This is a genomic window from Dyella humicola (genome assembly GCF_026283945.1).
In the GTDB taxonomy this organism is placed as follows: Bacteria; Pseudomonadota; Gammaproteobacteria; order Xanthomonadales; family Rhodanobacteraceae; genus Dyella; species Dyella humicola.
The window spans coordinates 1,305,847-1,325,338 of sequence record NZ_JAPDPC010000001.1 but is presented as its reverse complement, the minus strand read 5'-3'; the positions used below and the strand labels follow the sequence as shown (position 1 = coordinate 1,325,338).

Annotated in this window: 21 protein-coding genes; 6 read left to right on the top strand and 15 right to left on the bottom strand. The window is 63.8% G+C overall.

Features of this window, described 5'->3' with window-relative positions:
* Positions 1-92: 92 nt before the first annotated feature.
* Positions 93-668, bottom strand: a complete 576-nt coding sequence (locus tag OUZ30_RS05800) for a glycine zipper 2TM domain-containing protein (RefSeq protein WP_266181248.1) — start codon at positions 666-668, stop codon at positions 93-95.
* 231 nt (positions 669-899) lie between these two features.
* Between OUZ30_RS05800 and cysS the strand changes: the two genes are divergently transcribed.
* Complete coding sequence (gene cysS, locus OUZ30_RS05795) at positions 900-2,288, top strand: cysteine--tRNA ligase (RefSeq protein ID WP_266181247.1); 1,389 nt, start codon at positions 900-902, stop codon at positions 2,286-2,288.
* 237 nt (positions 2,289-2,525) lie between these two features.
* Entirely contained in the window at positions 2,526-2,957 is a 432-nt protein-coding gene (locus OUZ30_RS05790; RefSeq protein ID WP_266181246.1) for a SufE family protein, read from the top strand.
* A 182-nt stretch (positions 2,958-3,139) separates the two neighbouring features.
* Here the strand turns inward: OUZ30_RS05790 and dksA are convergent, their stop codons facing one another.
* The gene (dksA, locus tag OUZ30_RS05785; protein WP_266181245.1) at positions 3,140-4,264 is read right to left on the bottom strand and encodes an RNA polymerase-binding protein DksA; all 1,125 of its coding nucleotides are present in this window, start codon (positions 4,262-4,264) and stop codon (positions 3,140-3,142) included.
* Positions 4,265-4,389: 125 nt separating this feature from the next.
* On the opposite strand from dksA, the gene yidD reads away from it, so the two are divergent.
* Together yidD and OUZ30_RS05775 are read left to right on the top strand one after the other, a co-directional pair.
* Positions 4,390-4,650, top strand: coding sequence for a membrane protein insertion efficiency factor YidD (yidD, locus tag OUZ30_RS05780; RefSeq protein WP_266181244.1), 261 nt, complete (start codon positions 4,390-4,392; stop codon positions 4,648-4,650).
* Positions 4,640-5,977, top strand: a complete 1,338-nt coding sequence (locus OUZ30_RS05775; protein ID WP_266181243.1) for a dihydroorotase — start codon at positions 4,640-4,642, stop codon at positions 5,975-5,977. The genes yidD and OUZ30_RS05775 overlap by 11 nt, the downstream gene beginning before the upstream one ends.
* 164 nt (positions 5,978-6,141) lie before the next feature.
* Here the strand turns inward: OUZ30_RS05775 and OUZ30_RS05770 are convergent, their stop codons facing one another.
* From OUZ30_RS05770 to efp, 8 genes are all read right to left on the bottom strand, one after another.
* Positions 6,142-6,579: a YbaY family lipoprotein gene (locus tag OUZ30_RS05770; RefSeq protein WP_266181242.1), complete on the bottom strand. Its 438-nt coding sequence runs from the start codon at positions 6,577-6,579 to the stop codon at positions 6,142-6,144.
* 68 nt (positions 6,580-6,647) lie between these two features.
* Positions 6,648-7,601, bottom strand: a complete 954-nt coding sequence (folE2, locus tag OUZ30_RS05765) for a GTP cyclohydrolase FolE2 (RefSeq protein ID WP_266181241.1) — start codon at positions 7,599-7,601, stop codon at positions 6,648-6,650.
* Between the two features lie 161 nt (positions 7,602-7,762).
* Positions 7,763-8,602, bottom strand: a complete 840-nt coding sequence (locus tag OUZ30_RS05760) for a squalene/phytoene synthase family protein (protein ID WP_266181240.1) — start codon at positions 8,600-8,602, stop codon at positions 7,763-7,765.
* Positions 8,599-9,279, bottom strand: coding sequence for an HAD-IA family hydrolase (locus tag OUZ30_RS05755; RefSeq protein ID WP_266181239.1), 681 nt, complete (start codon positions 9,277-9,279; stop codon positions 8,599-8,601). Before OUZ30_RS05755 ends, OUZ30_RS05760 begins: the two co-directional genes overlap by 4 nt.
* Positions 9,276-9,998 (bottom strand): bifunctional 2-polyprenyl-6-hydroxyphenol methylase/3-demethylubiquinol 3-O-methyltransferase UbiG, encoded by a 723-nt coding sequence (gene ubiG / locus OUZ30_RS05750; protein WP_266181238.1) that lies wholly within the window; start codon positions 9,996-9,998, stop codon positions 9,276-9,278. The genes OUZ30_RS05755 and ubiG overlap by 4 nt, the downstream gene beginning before the upstream one ends.
* 30 nt (positions 9,999-10,028) lie before the next feature.
* Positions 10,029-10,283 carry a YciI family protein gene (locus tag OUZ30_RS05745; protein WP_266181237.1) on the bottom strand — a complete coding sequence of 85 codons (255 nt, stop codon included), beginning with the start codon at positions 10,281-10,283 and terminating at the stop codon, positions 10,029-10,031.
* 11 nt (positions 10,284-10,294) lie between these two features.
* Positions 10,295-11,632: a TRZ/ATZ family hydrolase gene (locus OUZ30_RS05740; RefSeq protein ID WP_266181236.1), complete on the bottom strand. Its 1,338-nt coding sequence runs from the start codon at positions 11,630-11,632 to the stop codon at positions 10,295-10,297.
* Positions 11,633-11,820: 188 nt separating this feature from the next.
* Positions 11,821-12,390 (bottom strand): elongation factor P, encoded by a 570-nt coding sequence (gene efp / locus OUZ30_RS05735; protein WP_266181235.1) that lies wholly within the window; start codon positions 12,388-12,390, stop codon positions 11,821-11,823.
* A gap of 90 nt (positions 12,391-12,480) precedes the next feature.
* Here efp and epmB point away from each other — a divergent pair, with 90 nt between their 5' ends.
* Both epmB and OUZ30_RS05725 read left to right on the top strand, forming a co-directional pair.
* Positions 12,481-13,491 carry an EF-P beta-lysylation protein EpmB gene (gene epmB / locus OUZ30_RS05730; protein WP_266181234.1) on the top strand — a complete coding sequence of 337 codons (1,011 nt, stop codon included), beginning with the start codon at positions 12,481-12,483 and terminating at the stop codon, positions 13,489-13,491.
* A 193-nt stretch (positions 13,492-13,684) separates the two neighbouring features.
* Positions 13,685-15,736, top strand: coding sequence for a GGDEF/EAL domain-containing response regulator (locus tag OUZ30_RS05725; RefSeq protein ID WP_266183113.1), 2,052 nt, complete (start codon positions 13,685-13,687; stop codon positions 15,734-15,736).
* Between the two features lie 112 nt (positions 15,737-15,848).
* On the opposite strand, the gene rplS is transcribed toward OUZ30_RS05725, so the two are convergent.
* The 5 genes from rplS to ffh all read right to left on the bottom strand — a co-directional run bounded on the left by rplS (position 15,849) and on the right by ffh (position 19,372).
* Positions 15,849-16,241 (bottom strand): 50S ribosomal protein L19, encoded by a 393-nt coding sequence (rplS, locus tag OUZ30_RS05720; protein WP_266181233.1) that lies wholly within the window; start codon positions 16,239-16,241, stop codon positions 15,849-15,851.
* A 29-nt stretch (positions 16,242-16,270) separates the two neighbouring features.
* Complete coding sequence (trmD, locus tag OUZ30_RS05715) at positions 16,271-17,044, bottom strand: tRNA (guanosine(37)-N1)-methyltransferase TrmD (RefSeq protein WP_266181232.1); 774 nt, start codon at positions 17,042-17,044, stop codon at positions 16,271-16,273.
* A gap of 33 nt (positions 17,045-17,077) precedes the next feature.
* Positions 17,078-17,593 carry a ribosome maturation factor RimM gene (rimM, locus tag OUZ30_RS05710; RefSeq protein WP_266181230.1) on the bottom strand — a complete coding sequence of 172 codons (516 nt, stop codon included), beginning with the start codon at positions 17,591-17,593 and terminating at the stop codon, positions 17,078-17,080.
* A 2-nt stretch (positions 17,594-17,595) separates the two neighbouring features.
* Positions 17,596-17,850, bottom strand: a complete 255-nt coding sequence (gene rpsP, locus OUZ30_RS05705) for a 30S ribosomal protein S16 (protein WP_266181229.1) — start codon at positions 17,848-17,850, stop codon at positions 17,596-17,598.
* A 136-nt stretch (positions 17,851-17,986) separates the two neighbouring features.
* Complete coding sequence (gene ffh / locus OUZ30_RS05700; RefSeq protein ID WP_266181228.1) at positions 17,987-19,372, bottom strand: signal recognition particle protein; 1,386 nt, start codon at positions 19,370-19,372, stop codon at positions 17,987-17,989.
* Between the last annotated feature and the right edge of the window lie 120 nt (positions 19,373-19,492).

The window sequence follows — 19,492 nt, the reverse complement described above, 5'->3', positions numbered from 1 at the left end:
TGCCATGCAACAAGCCGGCTTGGATGAAGACGCCCCTACAGCGAACCGCCGCCCGAAGGCGGCGGCGTTGCTGAATGGGTCAGGCTGCAGGGTCAGTCGGCGGGCGCGACGCTTACCCGTACCCGGAGACGCTCGCCCGGGTCGTAGTTGAGACGGGAAACATAGACTTCGCCGCGATAGCGATACTCCACGTCATAACCCATGATGCGGCGCTGCTCGCTCACTGCAGCCACCTGGCGGCAGTGGGTCTCGGTGCCCTGGTACTGGCCACCGCCACTGGCCGACACACTGTTGCCGACGGCACCACCAGCGACCGCGCCAACCACGGTGGCCGCTGTACGGCCACTGCCGCGGCCGACGGTGCTTCCCAGCACACCGCCCACGACAGCACCCAAGATGGTGCCGGCCGCGCTGCCCTGGGGCGGCGCGGTCTGCACCACCTGCTGGTCGTAGCATTCCTGGCGTGGCACCTCGGTGCGGGCAACCCCATAGACAGGGTCGACGCGCAACACATCCGCCCAGCCATAGTGGGTGTTGTCGTCGTTCTGGCTTTGATTTTGACTCGGATTTTGACTCTGGTACCGCGCATCCTGCGCAAATGCACTGGTAACTGTCAGGCCACAGGCCATCAAGGCTAGCACCAGCGCGGGAAACACCATCTTGGTCATTACGACCTCCGCTCAGGGGCATGTTGGGCGCATCTATGCGCCTCATAGCAGCCATTGCAACAAATTCACACTGAATCGACGCTTAGAACTCACTTAAAGTCTTGCGATTAACTGTCGCTGTTCACCCACTCCACCCCTATCAGGTGCCTGCGGCGGCAGCAGCAGCTTGTTAAGATGCGCGGCCGGCTTGCGCCCGCCTGCGCCCGCTCCCACCGCCCGGATTTCCTGCCGATGCCGATTTCGCTTCACAACAGCCTGACGCGCCGCGTTGAAACGTTCAGCCCGCTCGATCCCGACCGGGTAACGATGTATTTGTGCGGGCCCACGGTCTACAACTACGTGCACATCGGCAATGCACGTGGTCCGGTGGTATTCGACGTGCTGGTGCGCCTGCTGCGCCGCCACTATCCCCATGTGGTCTACGCCCGCAACATCACCGACGTGGACGACAAGATCAATGCCGCTGCCCAGCAGTTGGGCGTGGGCATCGAGACCATCACCGGCCGCTATACGCAAGCCTACCGCGAAGACATGGCGGCGCTGGGTATCGCTCCGCCGGACATGGAGCCGCACGCAACGGCGCACATTCCCCAGATCATCGCGATGATCGAGCGGCTGATCGCCAGCAAACATGCCTATGCGGCCGAAGGCCACGTGCTGTTCAACGTGGATTCCTACGCCGATTACGGCGCCCTGTCGGGCCGCGACCCAGATGAACTGCTGGCAGGTGCCCGCGTGGAAGTTGCCCCCTACAAGCAGAGTCCTGGCGATTTCGTACTGTGGAAGCCATCCACGCCCGAACTGCCCGGCTGGGACAGTCCCTGGGGTCGCGGCCGTCCGGGCTGGCATATCGAGTGCTCGGCCATGAGCGAAGCGCACCTAGGCGAAACCATTGATATCCACGCCGGTGGCGTGGATCTGCAGTTTCCGCATCACGAGAACGAAATCGCGCAGTCCACCTGCGCGCACGGCGGCAGGATCTTCGCCCGCTATTGGATGCACAACGGCATGCTTACGTTCGGCGGCCGCAAGATGTCCAAGTCGCTGGGCAACGTGATGCTGGTGCATGAACTGCTCAAGCAACATCCGCCGGAAGCCCTGCGCCTGTTGCTGCTGCGGGGTCATTACCGCCAGCCGCTGGACTGGTCCGATGCGACCATTGCCCAAGCAATCAGTACGCTGGAGGGCTGGTATCGCGTGCTGCGCGACCTGGGTGACGTCGAGGTCGACATGACCGACTTGCCGGTACCCGCCGCCGTCGAAGCGGCGCTGTGCGACGACCTCAATACGCCGCAGGCGCTGGCTGAACTGTCGCAGCTGGCTGATGCCGCCCGCCAGGCCGGCGATGCAGATGCCCGGCACGAAGCGAAGCGGGCACTTCTAGGCGCCGGCGCCCTGCTCGGGCTGCTGCAGCAGGATCCGGAAAACTGGTTCAAGCAGTCCAGCGATGCATCGGACATTGACGAAGCTCGCATCGAGGCCTTGCTGGAGGCACGGCGCGCTGCCCGCGCCGCCCGCGACTTCAAGCGTGCCGATGAGATTCGCGACGAACTGACTGCGATGGGAATCGCCATTGAAGACGGTGCCCAGGGCACGCGCTGGAGCGTGGTGAAGGGCTGAAGCTCTTACTTCCTCTCCCCTCCGGGGCACGCGGGGAAGGGCCATGGATGGCCCCGGCGTTGAGGAGCGAGGAGAGGACTGAGGTGAGGGGCCAATCCTGCGATAGACCCACATTCAGAGCCGGCGTTGTAGCAGCCTTATCGCGAGCACTCGCCCTTTACCCCCTTTCGGGGGCTCACCCTAGCCCTCTCCCCTGCAGGGAGAGGGAATCGGGGCAAAACGCGCGATAATGCACGCATGAACGCTATTGCCACACCCAACGCCGAGCAGGCGCAGCAAGATATCGTCGACGAGTTCGCCTTTTTTGGCGACTGGACTGAGCGCTACCAATACCTGATCGACCTGGGCAAGCAATTGCCCCCGTTTCCCGATGACCTGAAGACCGAGCAATACCGCGTGCATGGCTGCCAGTCGATGGTATGGCTGGTACCGTATGGCAGCGCGGACAAGCTGCATTTTCAGGCAACCAGCGACTCGGCCATCGTCTCCGGCTTGATCGCGCTGGTTCTGCGCGTTTATTCCGACCGCTCCGCACGCGACATCGTGGCGACCGAACCTCGCTTTATCGAGGCCATCGGCCTGGCCAAGCATTTGTCACCCACGCGATCGAATGGACTGGCGGCCATGCTCGCCAAGCTGAAAGCCTATGCGGCGGCAACGCTGGCTTGAGAAAGCGGGATGGGTGGTTGGTAGCGGCGGCGCATAAACCGACCTCTGCGCCAGCTTTGAAGGCCTTCGTGTCGAAGCATTGAAGCGATCGAGACGCCCCCCTACCCGCCTCATCCCCCGCCCCCCCAGAAAAACAAAACCCCGCGCATCGGCGGGGCTTTGCCTGTTCGAAAGGGACGAGTTCAGTCGCCCATCTGCTTCTGCAGGTGCTCGCGACGCTCCTGCGCGTCCAGCGACAGCGTGGCGATCGGGCGGGCATCGAGACGCTCGACACCAATCTCCTCATCCGTCTCTTCGCAGTAGCCGTAACGGCCTTCCTCGATGCGGCGCAATGCCTTGTCGATCTTGGAAATCAGCTTTCGGTAACGATCGCGCGTACGCAGTTCCAGCGAGTTTTCCGTCTCACGGGTGGCGCGCTCGGCTTCGTCGCCTACGTCACGCACTTCGTCACGGAGGTTTTCCATGGTCTGGCGCGATTCTTCCACCAGCTGGTCACGCCAGTCGCGAAGCTTGTTGCGGAAGTAGGCGAGGTGCTTCGGGTTCATGTACTCCTCGTCGTTCGAGGGACGGTAACCCTTGGGCAGGTCGATCGTGGTGGTGGAAGGCAGCGCGTAGCGGCCGTCTTCGCGGGTGATGCCATTGTCGAGAGTTGCAGGATTATTCATCGAGGACTGCTGGGCTTTCTGCTTTTGAGGAGTGGTATGACGAGCGGTAGCACTCGCTACTTTACCCGTAAAGGGCAGAGCTGCGGGTTTGGCCCGCTCGACGGGCGCTGGCGCTGCCTTCACCGGAGCCGGCGCCGCCTGCTTGGGAGCGGGCTTGGCCGGTGCAGGCTTGGCAGCCGGTTTGGCGACCGGCTTGGCCGGTGGCGCCTTGGCGGCCTTCACCGGGGTTGAAGCCGGCCTGGCCACGGCCTGGGGTGGCTGCTTCTTGGCGGGCGCCGTCACCTTCTTGGCAACGGGCTTCGCCACTTTCTTCACAACGGCCTTGCTGGGTGCCGGCTTCTTGGCCGGCGTGGCTTTCTTGACCGGCGGCTTGGGAGCAGCCTTCTTCACAACGACGCGCTTTGCCGGGGACTTCGCGGCTTTCTTGGCCACCGGCTTTTTCGCTACAGCCGGCTTGGCTGCAACCTTCTTGGCAGCTGGTTTCTTGGCCGGGGCCGCCTTGACGGCGGCCTTGGCCGGCGCACTCTTCGCTCCCCGCCCGACGGCAGGAGCTTTCTTGCTGGCCTTGACGTCCTTCACCTTGCCCGCAGGTTTTCCCTTCTGCGACTTGGTGGCTGTAGCACTACGCGTCGTTTTCGCCATATCCCTTCACCATTTTGGCCTTGGCGGCCGGGTGTTATAGCCCATGTGCCTTACACCGGCAACCGTGCTTCTGGAATACTTGCGGCACTCTATGCCACAAGCTGTCTCGGCAGCTTTAAACCGTCGTGACCCGACTAATACTTCTACTGCTTGGCTTCTACAAGCGCTGGCTAAGCCCCCTGCTGGGTCAGCGCTGCCGTTTCCATCCCAGCTGCTCCGATTATGCACGGATTGCGGTCGTGCGCTTCGGTCCGTTGCGCGGCAGCGCACTGGCTGGTTGGCGACTACTGCGCTGCCAGCCCTTGTGCGAAGGCGGCCACGACCCCGTTCCCGAGCAATTCACCTTCCGCCGTTGCCGCACCCCTGGAGAAAACCATGTCCACTGACTGGCTGATCAAGAACGCCGAACTGGTCAATGAAGGCCGCCGTTTCCATGCAGATCTTCGCGTAGAGCAGGGTCGCATTGAAACCATCGCCGGCGATCTGGACGCCCGCCCCGGCGAACAGGTGATCGACGCGACGGGTCTGTGGTTGTTCCCGGGCATGATCGACGACCAGGTGCACTTCCGCGAACCCGGCCTTACCCACAAGGCCGACATCGCCCACGAGTCGCGTGCCTGCGCCGCCGGCGGCATCACCAGCTTCATGGAGATGCCCAACACCAAGCCGCCCGCCCTGGATCGAGACACCCTGGAAGCCAAGTACGCCCGCGGCGCCGAAACCTCGGCGGTGAACTACGCGTTCTATATGGGTGCCAGCAACGACAACCTGGAGGCGATTCGCAGCCTGGACCCGCTGGCCGCTCCGGGCATCAAGGTGTTCATGGGTGCCTCGACCGGCAACATGCTGGTGGACAATCCGGAGGTGCTCGACGGCATCTTCCGTTATGCACCCACGCCGATCATCACGCACTGCGAAGACACGCCGATGATCGACGCGAACCTCGCCGTGGCGCACGCGAAGTACGGTGACAACATCCCGGCCTGGGAACATCCGCTGATCCGCTCGCGCGAAGCCTGCATCAAGTCCACCCGGCTGGCGATCGAGCTGGCGCGCCGGCACAACAGCCGCTTGCATGTACTGCACATTTCCACCGCCGATGAGCTGGCGCTGTTCGAGCCCGGTCCGCTCAAGGGCAAGCGCATCACGGCGGAAACCTGCGTGCACTTCCTGCACTTTGACGACCGCGACTACGAGCGACTCGGCTTCCTGATCAAATGCAACCCGGCGATCAAGACCGCCGCTGACCGCGCGGCGATCACCAAGGCGCTGGCCGAGGGCCGCATCGACGTGCTCGCCACCGATCATGCCCCGCATCTGCTCGAGGAAAAGGCCCAGCTGTATGACAAGGCGCCCAGCGGCCTGCCACTGGTGCAGTTCGCCTTGCAGGCGGCCTTGCAGCGGGTATTCGAAGGCAAGCTGACCCTGGAGCGCGTGGTGGAAGCCGTGACGCATGCGCCAGCCACCTTGTTCGACGTGAAGGAACGAGGCTTCCTGCGCGAAGGCTATGCCGCCGACCTGGTGCTGGTTGATCCGAACAAGCCGCACACGGTGAGCCGTGACGAAGTACTGTCAAAGTGCGCCTGGTCGCCGTTCGAGGGGTACACCTTTAACAGCTCGATCGTGGCCACCTTCGTCAATGGCCAGCGCGTGTGGAATGGCTCGTCCATCGACGCCAGCGTGCGCGGACAGCGGCTGGCATTCGCTCGCTGAGGGGAGCGGATCGCGCGGCAGGGCTATATACCCTGCCGCTGGCCACCCTGCCCGCTTTTGCCACCACCTTGCCGGGCATTGGTGACAGCTCTTAGCGCTTGTTCAGAGGCTCGATCGGGTCACACGCCGCTCGCCCCCCCTCGGAGGGGACGAGCAGTCACTCGCTACGGCACGGCCTTGAGCATCACGCTCACCGGCCCATTTTCGCCGGAGCGGCCGAGCACGCTCACCCGGGTATCGTTGATGGCCAGCAACTTGTCGCCCTGTTGCAGGCGCACGCTGATGGCGAAGTCCACACCATCCTTCAGCTCAGAGGGGTCATAGCTGATAAGGAAATCCACCGGCGAGGCCGTTACCGGCTGGACGCGCTCCTCGGCAATGGTGCGCGCGGGGACATCCTGCCGGCTCACGTCCGCCAGCGTGACTTGCAGATAGGCATCGGCAGGCACGGGCTGCGGCAAGTTGTAACGGACATCGCCGGTGATCGACTTGATCAGGGCCTGATGCACGGGCGTTGCATCACTCTTGGGGTGATGCGAAAACATGGAGCAACCCGCCAGCGCGAATGCGGCGACGGCGAGCAGCGAAAAACGGGACAACATGCGGATCTCCTGTGGGGGGGCCTTTCCAAGGCTCCCGCGATGCTAACAGGGCGACCCGTAATCGAGCGTCAGGGGCAACCTTTACCTGCAAAGCCACCGACCACGCCCTTACTGGCATAGGCCACGGCATCGTGCGGGTGCAGGCTTTCCTGGTGCTCCACGCGGACATGGAAGTCACTGAGGTTCGCGTCGGCATCGAGTGCCTTTTGGATGCGACGCGCCGCGTCTTCGCAGAACATCAGGTTGCTGCCATTGGCGAGCGCAAACGCCTGCTCGTCCTCGCGCTTCACGGCGGTTTGCACCGGGGTACCCAGGGCCTGTTCGGTCTGATCGATCAGGCTGATCAGGTCAAAGCGCGCGTCCTTGGCAATACGCACGCGCAGACGCGCCACGCTGCGTTGTGCATGCGGCGTGGCCACGATGCCCTTCTCGCTGCCGAGCCAGGCGAAGACCGCGGCATGATCGACCGGTGCGGACGGGTTGAAGTCCTTGGCGAACTGATCCTGGATCAGCTGGCGCGACAACGCTGCCGATGCCGGACACGTGGATGAATAAACCACCTCTGTGCCAAATTCGAGCAGAAATTCGTCGCCGACCAGGCTCGCTTCGATGCACACGGGATAGGCGCGCCAGCCACTATTGGCGCTACGCAAGGCCGGACGGCGCACCAGATGCTCAAAGCGGATGCTCAGGCAGGCGCGGTCGGAAAGATCCTTGTGGGATTCAAGAAAGGAGCGCAGCAGATCGTGAAGCGAGTGGGCACTCAGCGTTTGCGTGCTCAGCGCCTGCTCCACCAGCAGGTAGAGGCGCGACATGTGGATGCCACGTTTGTCCGGCCGCTTGAGATTGACGAAGGCGCCAACACGCGCACTGGCGCGCTGTGCATCGCCGTCGCCGGCATCGAAACGTACCGGTACCTCGATGCCATTCATGCCGACCCAATCGAGGGCGCCAGCGAGGTGCGGCTGGGCATGCACGGCCACATCGGGCAGCAGGCGGGCGGTGTTTTCGTCGATATACATGGGAGAATCCTGTAATCCAGCCGTCGTCGAACGCGTCATCCAGCGGCCGGTCATACCGCCGCGACCGACATCAATCTTGGGGCATGACGCCAGCCTCGCAATAGTGGCGTGACGGAAACGCTGCGTCCCGGAGTGGACCAGGGGGAGCGCGTGAACAGGCCCTAGCCGACCTGCCGGCGCCAGGCCCGCGCCGCCTGCCAGGCCTGCCAGGTCACGCCAGGCCCCTGGCGACCCTGCCCTTGGCGCAGTACATCCAGCGGATGGGCCGCCTTGCGCGCCCGCGCCACCAGCGCGCGCCCATGCCGCGATTCGAGCCCGCGAAACGCACTGAGCGGCCCCGCCAGGCGCTCGGATTCGCGCCAGGCGGCGTACAGATCGTCCAATTGGGCACGGATGGCGTCTTCACGCGCCGTGCTGGCCGTGCGCAGCTGGTTGCGGCTCAGGCCATAGCGGGCCAGTCGCGCCATCGGCAGGGCCAGCCGATCGCGTTCGGCGTCCTCTTCCAGCCGCAGCAGGGAAAACAGCAAATGAGACAGCGTCGCGACGCGGCTGGCGCGTTCCGGGGACACCTGTTCGCCAAACCACCACGCGGTCTCCAGTTCCGCCAGCGCGCCATGCAGCAGCGAGCCGGCGGCGAGCTGGGCTGGAAAATCCGCGGCGGTGCCCTCTTCCAGCTGCGCCATGGCGGCCAGCACCGGCGCTACCCAGCGTTCATTGGGCAGGGCATGCGCGCGTTCGTCGTCGAACAGCACCTGGGTCAACGGATGACGGCCACCGCTGGCGGCTGCACCGGAAAGCTCCTCAGCCCACCAGTTCAACTTGCCGGCCGCCACCTGCGGCTCACGAATGCCGTAGGCCGCCGCCAGCAATTCCTGCTCAAGCGCCGCCAGCGCAATATGGCCGGGATACGACCTTTGATCGACGAAGGCCAGCGCGATGCGTTGTTGCGGCTGTACCGCGAGCCATTTGTCGATATAGCTCTGCAGCGCGGCCTGGCTCATGCCGTCACCCGTTGGCGACGCAGGAGTCCGGTGAGTTCGGACGGATGGTCGAGCACCAGATCGGCGTTCCACTGCTGCGGATCGCCGCCATCCAGATAGCCCCAGCGAACGGCTACCGTATACAGGCCAGCGGCGTCGCCCGCGAGCACGTCACGGCGATCGTCGCCCACGAACAGGCAACGCGAAGGATCGAGCCCGGCGCGTTCGCAGGCGAGCAGCACCGGCGCCGGGTCGGGCTTCTTCACCGGCAAGGTGTCACCCGACACCACGGCGGCCGCGCGCGCGGCCCAGCCAATGCGCTCCACCAGTCCGTCGGTCAGGAACCCAGGCTTGTTGGTGACGATGCCCCAGGCCAGCCCCTGTGCCTCAATGACGGCGAGCAGTTCGTCCACGCCCTCGAACGGACGCGTCTGGTCCGCCATCACTGCCTCGTAGAGCTCAAGGTAGCGCGGCACCAGGGTCAGCAGCTCCGCCTCGTCGATAGCAGGAAAGGCACAGCGCAGGATCGAGCGCGAACCGCGCGATACCACCTCGCGCACCATCTCGTAGGCCGGCACCGGGACGTCCATTTCCTCGCACTGCTTCTTCAGGGCGCCATAGAGGTCGACGGCGCTGTCCAGCAGGGTGCCATCGAGATCGAACAGCACGCCCTGGATGTTTTGGGGGAAGGACTTCATGCCGGTTTGCGACCGCTGATCAGGTAATTCACCGCCGTGACGCGGCTCAACCAGGCCTTGCGGTTGATCGGGTTGTAGCCAAGGCCGGAAACGTCGTCCAGCTCCAGCCCAGCATGGCGCATCAGGCGACCAAGCTCCGACGGCTTCAGGAACTGCGCGTAATGGTGAGTACCGCGCGGAAGCATGCGCATGATGTATTCCGCACCGAGAATGGCAGCGCCAAAGGCGACCGGCGTGCGATTGAGCGTGGACATCACCACCACGCCGCCCGGTTTCACCATGCGTGCAAGATCGTTGACCAGGGCGGTCGGATCGGGCACGTGTTCGATCAGTTCCATGCAACACACGGCGTCGAAGCTTGCCGGCTCCGCCGCAGCCAGTTCGGCGGACGACTGCACGCGATAGTCGACATGGAGGTCAGGCATTTCCAGTCGCGACTCGTGCAAATGCAGGCGCGCAATCTCGATGACCTTCTCACCGAGATCGATGCCCGTGACATGGGCGCCAGCGCGAGCCAGGGCCTCGCTGAGCAGTCCACCGCCACAACCGACATCCGCCACCTTGGCGCGACGCAGATCCACGCGGGCTGCCACATAGGCGGCACGAACGGGGTTGAGATCATGCAGCGGACGGGACTCGCCGTCCGGGTCCCACCAGCGCGCAGCCAGTTTGCCGAAACGGGCGATTTCCTCGGGACTTACATTGGCCGCAGCTTGCATCGAACGCTTCCTTTTACCCAGCGGCAGAGCTTAACGCGCCTGCCATTCGTATACCGTGATATCCCAGCCGCCGCTTCCGTGGGCCGGGTCTTCATGCGCGATGGCCAGCGCCTCTTCGAAATGCTCGGCGAGCAACAGATAGGCACCGCCGGATTGGTCGCTGAAGCCACCGCACAGCTCGATACGTCCACCGGCGCGCAAGCCTTCCAGGTAATCCTTATGCGGCTGCACCATCGCCGGATCACATATCGAGCGCCGCATGGCCATGACGAGATAGCGATTCATCATGGTTCCATTCAACCCGCGTCGATGGCCGCGATGCGTTCGCGCCAGGCATGCGTCTTGGCGAGTACGGCGTCGGTGTCGATATCCACCAGCGTTCGTGCGGCGAGCTTGCGCACGCCGTTGATCCACACGTCGCTGACCTGGTGACGTCCCGCGGCATAGGCCAACTGCGAGGCAATATGGAACAGCGGCTGGGTTTCCAGATCGGACAGGCGCACGGCTGCGATATCGGCCTGCTTGCCAACTTCAATCGAACCGATCCGGTCCTCCAGACCCATGGCACGGGCACCGTTGAGGGTGGCCGCGCGCAGCGCGTACGCCGCATCGAAGGCCGCTGCATCGCCGGCAACCGCCTTGGCCAGCAAGGCTGCTGTACGCATTTCGCCGAACATGTCCAGGTCGTTATTGGAGGCGCAACCGTCAGTACCCAGCGCCACGTTGACGCCGGCCCGACGCAATTTCTCGGCGGGGCAGAAGCCCGACGCCAGCTTGAGATTGGATTCCGGGCAGTGCACCACGGAGACGCCCGCTTCCGCGCAGGCCGCGATTTCGCCATCGGTGAGCTGGGTCATGTGCACGGCGATCAGGCGATCGTTGACCAGGCCCAGCTTCTGCAGCCGCTGGAACGGACGCAGGCCGCTCTTGCTCTTCTCCTCATCCACTTCATGCGCCGTTTCATGCGTATGCAGATGCACCTGGATATCGAGCTGGTCGGACAGCACCCGAATGCGCTCGAAGCTCTCGTCCGACACGGTGTACGGCGCATGCGGTGCAAACGCCGTGCCGACCAGTGGATCGCCGCGGAAGCTGTCGTGCACCTCGATGGCGCGTTCGAAATATTCGTCCTGCGACTTGGCCCAGGCGGTCGGGAATTCGATCACCGGCAGGCCGACCACGGCGCGGAAGCCCATGCGCCGATAGGTGGCTCCGATGACATCGGGGAAAAAGTAATTTTCGTTGGCGCAGGTGGTGCCGCCGCGAATCATCTCGGCGACTGCCAGCTCCACGCCATCGCGCACGAACTCCGGCCCGATCACCTGCCCTTCCACCGGCCAGATGTGCTTCTGCAGCCACACCATCAGCGGCAGGTCGTCGGCCAGGCCACGCAGCAAGGTCATCGGGTTGTGCGTGTGGGTATTGACCAAGCCAGGGATCAGCGCGTGCTCGCCCAGCGCCACGCGTTCGCGCGGCGCATAGGCTGCTCGCGCCTCGGCGATGGGTAGCAACGCAACGATCACACCCGCATCGATGGCGACGCCATGGTGCTCCAGCACCACCGCATGCGGTTCGACCGGGACGATCCAGCGGGCTTCGATGAGAAGGTCGACGGCGATAGGGCTAGGAGTCATAGATCATTTCGCTGTTTCGGGATGTCAAAAATGACGGAACCTGTCGTCTCCGTAGGACGTGCCATCGTACTTGACCCTCGAAGAACCCAGCCCGCCTCACGCAGATTCGCTTTCGCCAGCCCATAACAAAATCGGCACGGCGCCCAAGGGGGCTGCCGTGCCGATCTATGCATCGAACGCCCGGTGCCTTATTTGCCGACGCGGCTGACGTATTCACCCGTACGGGTGTCGACCTTGATGATTTCGTCGGTGCCGACGAACAGCGGCACGCGCACCACGGCGCCGGTTTCCAGCGTGGCTGGCTTGCCGCCGCCACCGGAGGTGTCACCACGCACGCCCGGATCGGTCTCGGTGATCTTCAGCTCGACGAAGTTCGGCGGCTGGACAGCGATGACTTCGCCGTTGAACAGCGTGACCACGCACTCTTCCTCGCCTTTGAGCCACTTCACCGCTTCGCCGACGCCGGCCTTGGTGGCCTGGTGCTGCTCAAACGACTCCTGGTGCATGAAGTGCCAGAAATCGCCATCGGTATACAGATACTGCATGTCCGTATCGTTGACGTCCGCCACCTCGAAGGAGTCGCTGGACTTCATCGTCTGCTCAGAGGTGCGGCCGTTCTTGAGGTTGCGGATAAAGATGCGGGTGAAGGCCTGGCCCTTGCCGGGCTTGATGAACTCGGCCTCGGTAATGACCCACGGGTCGTTGTTGTGAAGGATCTTCATACCCTTCTTGACGTCGTTGAGACCGGCGGTCGCCATGCGCTATCTACTCCAAAAGGTAAAACCGCCCCGCGGGGCGGCTAGAATTAGGGTCTGTCGCGGGCCCAAAGGCCCGTCCCAAGGCCCACCATGATAACCGCAAGCCCCGTTTCCCGCCTATCGCCACCCGCCGCCGACTGGCGCGAGCTGTGGCGAGATGCCATTACCAACGCTGCCGAACTCCTGCAGGCCGCGGGGCTTGGCCACCGTGCCGACCTGCTGCCCGCCGACGATGCGGGCTTCGCGCTGCGCGTCCCACGCGGTTTCGCGGCTCGAATGCGCCAGGGCGACCCGACTGATCCCCTCCTGCTGCAGGTGTTGCCGCAAGCGGCCGAGCACCACCAGGCCGAAGGTTTCACGACGGATGCCGTGGGCGACCTGGCTTCGAAAGCCGGGCAAGGGGTCCTGCACAAATACAGCGGCCGTGCCCTGCTGGTCGCCAGCGGCAGCTGCGCCATCAATTGCCGCTACTGCTTTCGCCGGCACTTTCCCTATGGCGATGAGATCGCCGCTGCGGGCCAGTGGCGCAAGGCCCTGGACCATGTCCGAATGGACTCGACGATCACTGAGCTGATCCTGTCCGGCGGTGACCCGCTCTCGCTCGCCACGGCCAAGCTGGAAGAGCTCACTCAGGGCCTGAAGGACATCCCGCACGTCGTGCGCCTGCGCATCCATACCCGCTTGCCGGTGGTACTGCCTGAGCGCGTCGACCGGGCGCTCATGGACTGGATGACGCAGCTGCCACTGCAGAAGGTGGTGGTACTGCACGCCAATCACGCCAACGAATTCGACGCGAGTGTGGACGAAGCCTGCGCCCGCCTGCGCGAGGCCGGCTGCACACTGCTCAACCAGTCGGTGCTGCTGCGCGGCGTCAATGACAACGCCGATGCGCTCGCCACGCTGTCCGAGCGCATGTTCGCTGCCGGTGTGCTGCCCTATTACCTGCACCAGCTCGACCGGGTGCAGGGGGCGGCGCACTTCGAAGTCGATGACACCCGTGCACTCGCCCTGGTCGATGAACTGCGCCAGCGCCTGCCCGGCTACCTGGTGCCCAAACTGGTGCGCGAAGTAGGCGGCGAAGCGTCCAAACGGCCGCTGTAATCACCTCACCTCGGCGCCCGTGCGTGCGCCTTGCAAGGACTTTGAACTGGCTCACAGCTGTGGGCCGCGTCACTCCCGGAACATTTCCGCTGGCAGTGACTCACGGAATCCGCTACAACCACGCATGGCCCGCACCCTGCTGTCATGGCAGGCTTGACCCGCAGCGGCGAACAATGGATAGCTCGACGTGCCCATGAAAACAGACCAGGTCATCAAGATCCTTTTCATCGAAAAGTCGGTCGAAGACGCGGAACAGATCATCAGCCTGCTGCGCAACAGCGGTATTGCCGTTCGCCCTGCGCGCGCCACCAGCACCGATCAAGTGACCGCCGCCCTCGACGAGCTGGGACCGGACATCGTGCTTTTCGACCCCTCCGTGGGCACCGTCGAACTGCGCGACCTCACCCGCCTGCTCGACGCCCATGGGCGCGACCTCTCGCTGATCGCCCTGGTGGCCCAGGTCGACAATGCCGTGGTCACCGATCTGTTCGTCAATGGTGCTCGCAGCGTGGCGCTACGCCCGCAGCCCAAGCAGCTGATGGCGGTGATCCAGCGTGAGTTCGACGCGCTCAACACGCGTCGCCAGCTGCGCCGCCTGGAAACCGCCTTGCGCGAATCCGAGCGTCGCTGCGATGCCCTGCTCGACTCGTCCAACGATCCCATCGCCTACGTGCACGAAGGCATGCACGTGCGCGCCAACCAGGCCTATCTCGATACGTTCGGCTACGCCGATTTCGACGACCTGTTGGGCCTGCCCGTGCTGGACATGATCGGTCCCAGCGATACCGAACAGTTCAAGGCGACCCTGAAAGGCCTGTCACGCGGCGAGAAGCACAACGGCCCGCTCGAACTGCAGGCACGCCGGGCCGACGCCACCAGTTTCAAGGCCAGCGTGGAATTTGCCCATGCCACGTTCGAGGGCGAACCCTGTCTGCAGGTGGTTTTCCGACGCCAGCAGATCGACGCCCATGTGATCGAGCAGCTGCAGCGCGACCAGGTCACGGGCCTGTTCAATCGCGCGCGCACGCTCGAATCCATCGACCAGGCGGTGGCGGCGGCAACGGAGGGCACCAAGGGCCAGTCACTGCTGCTGATCGAGCCTGACAACTGGCAAACCATCGTGGCCGGGGTGGGCCTCGCCAAGGCGGATGAGCTGCTCGCCGCATTTGCCGCGCGCGTGGAAACACAGCTCGGGGCTCACGATACGGCCGGCCTGCTGGCCGAGCACACGGTCGGCGTGCTGCTGCACACCCGCAACGACGAAGGCATCAAGAGCTGGATCGCCAACCTGCAACAGAGCATCGCGGGCGGCATCTTCGATCTCGGCACGCGCTCGATCACGATCACCACCAGCATCGGCGGCAGCCTGCTGGGCGAGAAGAACGCGAACACCGAACTCTTGCTCAATCAGGCCAGCCAGGCATTGCGCAATGCGCAGAGCCAGGGCGGCAATCGTAGCGACCTGCATGATCCCGGCGCACGTGAGAAGGCCGACGAAGAACGCGAGCGTTATTGGCTGGGCGTGCTGCAGCAGGCGCTCACGCAGAACGATTTTGTGCTCTATCACCAGCAGACGATCAGCCTGCAGGACGCCGAAGGCGAATTCTCGGAAATCCTGCTGCGCCTCGATGGCCCGCAAGGCGAAGTGCTACCCGGCTTCTTCATGCCGATCGCCGAGAAGCACAACCTCACCCCAGCGATCGACCGCTGGGTGCTGAACGAGACGATCGAGGCGCTCAAGGCGCGCGAACGCATGGGCACACCGACCACGTTCTTCGTCAAGCTGACGTCGGGCTCATTGCAGGATGCCGAGCTATTGCCCTGGCTGGGCGATCGCCTGAATAGGGCCGCGCTCAAACACGGACAACTGGTGCTGGAAACGACCGAGAGCAAGGTGGTGACCTCGCTGCGCCCGGCGCAGGAGTTCATCACGGCCTGGAAGAAGCTGGGCGGCCAATTCGCGCTGGAGCAGTTCGGCTCGGGCCTCAACTCGTTCCAACTACTCAACCATATCGACGCGGACTACCTGAAGATCGACCGCAGCTACATGGCGGACCTGCCGCAGCAGCAGGAGAGCCAGAAGAAAGTCGCCGAGATCTGCCGCCAGGCACGCGAGATGAAGAAGCAGACCATTGCCGAATGGGTGGAAGACGCGGCCAGCACGTCTCTGCTGTTCGCCTGCGGCGTGGACTTTGTGCAGGGCAACTTCCTGCAGGAACCGCAGCGCCTCAGCATCGGCAACTGACAAAGCCGCGCGCTTCGGCGCGCCGCAAACGCAAGATCCGCAGACAATCCCAACGCAAAAACCCCGCGGATCGCTCCGCGGGGTTTTTGTTGTATCGATGATGCGTACCGAGTTACTCGGCGGCAGCCTTCTTCTTCGCAGCCTTGGCAGCGGAGACGGCGGCGATGTCTTCCTTGATGCGAGCCGCCTTGCCTTCCAGACCGCGCAGGTAGTACAGCTTGGCGCCACGCACCTTGCCCTTACGCTTGACTTCGAGCGAGTCGATGGCCGGGCTGTGCGCCTGGAACACGCGCTCCACGCCGGTGCCGTGCGAGATCTTGCGCACGGTGAAGGCGGAATGCAGACCGCGGCTGCGCTTGGCGATGACAACACCTTCGAACGCCTGGACGCGCTCGCGATTGCCTTCCTTCACCTTCACGTTGACCACCACGGTGTCGCCAGGGCCGAATTCCGGCAGCTGGCGGGTGATCTGCTCGGCTTCGAACTGTTCAATGATCTTGTTCATGGCAACACCTGTCTCATATCAAACTGCGGTCACTGGGTGACCGTATCGTTGTGCCGCGTTTGCGTTCTTGCATGCTCGCGGCGGAATTCGTCCAACAGCGCTCGGGATTCAGCATCCAGCGCGCGCTGCGCCAAAAGATCGGGACGCCGTAACCAGGTCCGTCCCAGCGATTGCTTCAGGCGCCAACGGCGAATCGCCGCATGGTCACCGGAAAGCAAGACCTCCGGTACGTCGCCCAGTGCGTCGTGCACCGGTTTTGCATAGTGAGGACAATCCAGCAGGCCATCCGAAAACGAATCCTGCTGCGCCGACTGTGCGTCATTCAACGCACCTTCCTGTAAGCGACCGACGGCATCAATGATCACTGCCGCACCAAGCTCACCGCCTGACAGCACATAATCGCCGATGGAAAGCTCCTCGTCGACCTCGTACGCAAGCAAACGCTCGTCCACACCTTCATAACGCCCGCAGAGCAAGGCAATGCGCGGCAGCTTCGCCAGCGCTTCCACCCTACCCTGCGTCAGCCGCGCTCCTTGCGGACTGAGATAAATCACGTGCACCGGCTCTGGTGCCACCTCACGCATCGCCTTAAGGGCGGCACGCAAAGGCTGAATCAGCATCACCATCCCGGGCCCGCCGCCGCAGGTGCGGCCGTCCACAGTACGGTAATTGTCGGTGGCGTAGTCGCGCGGGTTCCAGGTTTCCACCTGCAGCAGCTCACGCTGTTGCGCTCGACCCACCACACCAACGGCAGCGCATTGACGCATGAAGTCGGGAAACAGCGTGACGACATCGATGCGCATGATCCTCAACCCTTTAGGCAGCGCCAGGCGCGCTCAGAATTCAGGATCCCAGTCCACCACCATGCGCCCCTCGGACAAGTCCACTGAACGCACATAAGAACCCTGGACGAAAGGAATCAGACGCTCGCGCGTACCGTCCTTAACCACCACGACGTCGTTGGCGCCGGTCGCGAATACATGACTGACCCGCCCCAGTGCCACGCCCTCCGTGGTGACGACCTCAAGACCTTCGAGATCGACCCAGTAATACTCATCCTTGCCGGGAGGAGGCAGCAACTCGCGGGCGACATAAATGTCTTGTCCCACCAGTGCTTCCGCCGCTTCGCGGCCATCCACTCCGGGTAGTTGGGCGATTAGCCCCTTGCCCTGCGGACGTCCCTTCACTCCCGTGATCTCCGCCTCCACACCCGGCGCCGATGAGAGCTGCCAGGGCTGGTAAGTGAAGATCCGCGTGCGGGGCTCGGTCCAGGATTCGAGCTTGACCCAGCCCTGCACGCCGTACAGCCCGACGATGCGTCCTACCAGGACGCGCCGACCGGCTGCCATCATACTCAGGCAGCCTGCTGCTTGCCGGCTTCCTTCACCAGGGCCGCGACCTTATCGGTCAGCTGCGCACCCTTGGCAACCCACTCCTGAACGCGCACGACGTTCAGCTCAAGGCGCTTGTCCTTGCCCGAGGCAACCGGATTGTAGAAACCAACGTTCTCAATGCTGCGACCGTCGCGCTTGTTGCGCTGATCGGTGACAACGATGTGGTAGAACGGACGGCCCTTGGCGCCGCCGCGCGAAAGACGAATCTTGACCATAAGTAAATGCTCCAGAGTTGCCGGATGCCGGCAGCACGCACTTAGCTGTGCGCGGTAAACGCGGCATTTTAATGAATTTGTAGAAAAAAGGAAGAGCTGGCGGCCGAAATCGGCCCATGCAGCCTACCGGGACCGTTCAGCCTCGACGCATCGGCGGCAGCCCGCCCATGCCGCCCATGCCCTTCATGGCGCCCTGCATCTGCCGCAGCAGACCCTTGGAACCACCCTTGGAGAGCTTGGACATCATCTTCTCCATCTGCATGTACTGCTTGAGCAGACGGTTGACGTCGGCCGGCTGGGTGCCCGAACCGCGCGCCACACGGGCACGACGGGAACCATTCAGCAGGTCCGGATGACGACGTTCTTTCTTGGTCATCGAGCCGATGATCGCGATCATGCGCTTGATCTCACCGTCGTTGACCTTGGATTTCACGCTATCGGGCAAGCCCGACACGCCCGGCAGCTTGTCCATCAGGCCGGCCAGACCGCCCATGCTGTTCATCTGCTCGAGCTGGTCGCGCATGTCGTTGAGATCGAAGCGCTTGCCCTTGATGACCTTCTCGGCCAGCTTCTGCGCCTTTTCCTGGTCGACCTTGCGCTCGACTTCCTCGACCAGCGACAGCACGTCGCCCATGCCGAGGATGCGCTGCGCGACGCGATCCGGATGGAACGGTTCCAGCGCATCGGTCTTTTCACCGGCGCCCAGAAACTTGATCGGGCGACCGGTGACATAACGCACCGACAGCGCCGCGCCACCGCGCGCATCACCATCGGTCTTGGTTAGCACGACGCCGGTGAGCGGCAGCGCTTCGGCAAAGGCCTTGGCGGTATTGGCCGCGTCCTGGCCGGTCATGGAGTCGACCACGAACAGGGTTTCGATCGGCGTGATCGCGGCATGCAGCGCCTTGATTTCCGCCATCATCGCCTCGTCCACGTGGAGGCGGCCGGCGGTGTCGACCAGCAACACGTCCACGACTTCGCGACGGGCGGCGGCCACCGCGTTCTTCGCGATATCGACCGGATTCTGGCCCGCTTCGGACGGGAAGAACTTCACGCCGACCTGTTCGGCCAGCGTGCGCAGCTGCTCGATAGCGGCCGGACGGTACACGTCGCAGCTCACCACCATCACCTTTTTCTTCTTGCGCTCGGTGAGGAAGCGGGCCAGCTTGGCGACCGTGGTGGTCTTACCGGCACCTTGCAGACCCGCCATCAGCACCACAGCAGGCGGCTGCTGAGCGAGGTTGAGCTCGGTATTGGCCGTGCCCATCAGGGCGGTCAGCTCATCGCTGACCACCTTGACCAGCGCCTGGCCGGGCGACAGGCTTTTGAGCACTTCCTGGCCTACCGCGCGCACCTTCACGCGCTCGACCAGCGCCTGCACCACCGGCAGGGCCACATCGGCCTCGAGCAGCGCAATGCGCACTTCGCGCATCGACTCGCGGATGTTCTCTTCGGTCAGGCGACCGCGGCCACGCAGGCGGTTGACGGTGGCGGATAGGCGTTGGCTGAGCGACTCGAACATAAGCAGCGGGTGACCTTTGAGGATCGCAGAGTATAGCGGACCATGGCGCGCCCGGGCCGAGCACCCGGCTTTCCGGCCTGTGAAACCCCGCTCCACAGGCGCCCGGCTTACCCCCTACAC

Bases quoted from the DNA above. Each gene is read 5' to 3' on its own strand.
- OUZ30_RS05800 (WP_266181248.1), bottom strand. From the start codon at position 668: ATGACCAAGATGGTGTTTCCCGCGCTGGTGCTAGCCTTGATGGCCTGT.
- OUZ30_RS05760 (WP_266181240.1), bottom strand. From the start codon at position 8,602: ATGAGCCAGGCCGCGCTGCAGAGCTATATCGACAAATGGCTCGCGGTA.
- rpsP (WP_266181229.1), bottom strand. From the start codon at position 17,850: ATGGTCAAGATTCGTCTTTCGCGCGGCGGCGCCAAGGGCCGTCCGTTC.
- epmB (WP_266181234.1), top strand. From the start codon at position 12,481: ATGATAACCGCAAGCCCCGTTTCCCGCCTATCGCCACCCGCCGCCGAC.
- efp (WP_266181235.1), bottom strand. From the start codon at position 12,390: ATGGCGACCGCCGGTCTCAACGACGTCAAGAAGGGTATGAAGATCCTT.
- dksA (WP_266181245.1), bottom strand. From the start codon at position 4,264: ATGGCGAAAACGACGCGTAGTGCTACAGCCACCAAGTCGCAGAAGGGA.
- cysS (WP_266181247.1), top strand. From the start codon at position 900: ATGCCGATTTCGCTTCACAACAGCCTGACGCGCCGCGTTGAAACGTTC.
- OUZ30_RS05770 (WP_266181242.1), bottom strand. From the start codon at position 6,579: ATGTTGTCCCGTTTTTCGCTGCTCGCCGTCGCCGCATTCGCGCTGGCG.
- rimM (WP_266181230.1), bottom strand. From the start codon at position 17,593: ATGATGGCAGCCGGTCGGCGCGTCCTGGTAGGACGCATCGTCGGGCTG.
- ubiG (WP_266181238.1), bottom strand. From the start codon at position 9,998: ATGCAAGCTGCGGCCAATGTAAGTCCCGAGGAAATCGCCCGTTTCGGC.
- rplS (WP_266181233.1), bottom strand. From the start codon at position 16,241: ATGAACAAGATCATTGAACAGTTCGAAGCCGAGCAGATCACCCGCCAG.
- OUZ30_RS05740 (WP_266181236.1), bottom strand. From the start codon at position 11,632: ATGACTCCTAGCCCTATCGCCGTCGACCTTCTCATCGAAGCCCGCTGG.
- ffh (WP_266181228.1), bottom strand. From the start codon at position 19,372: ATGTTCGAGTCGCTCAGCCAACGCCTATCCGCCACCGTCAACCGCCTG.
- OUZ30_RS05725 (WP_266183113.1), top strand. From the start codon at position 13,685: ATGAAAACAGACCAGGTCATCAAGATCCTTTTCATCGAAAAGTCGGTC.
- folE2 (WP_266181241.1), bottom strand. From the start codon at position 7,601: ATGTATATCGACGAAAACACCGCCCGCCTGCTGCCCGATGTGGCCGTG.
- OUZ30_RS05745 (WP_266181237.1), bottom strand. From the start codon at position 10,283: ATGAATCGCTATCTCGTCATGGCCATGCGGCGCTCGATATGTGATCCG.
- OUZ30_RS05755 (WP_266181239.1), bottom strand. From the start codon at position 9,279: ATGAAGTCCTTCCCCCAAAACATCCAGGGCGTGCTGTTCGATCTCGAT.
- OUZ30_RS05775 (WP_266181243.1), top strand. From the start codon at position 4,640: ATGTCCACTGACTGGCTGATCAAGAACGCCGAACTGGTCAATGAAGGC.
- OUZ30_RS05790 (WP_266181246.1), top strand. From the start codon at position 2,526: ATGAACGCTATTGCCACACCCAACGCCGAGCAGGCGCAGCAAGATATC.
- trmD (WP_266181232.1), bottom strand. From the start codon at position 17,044: ATGCGCATCGATGTCGTCACGCTGTTTCCCGACTTCATGCGTCAATGC.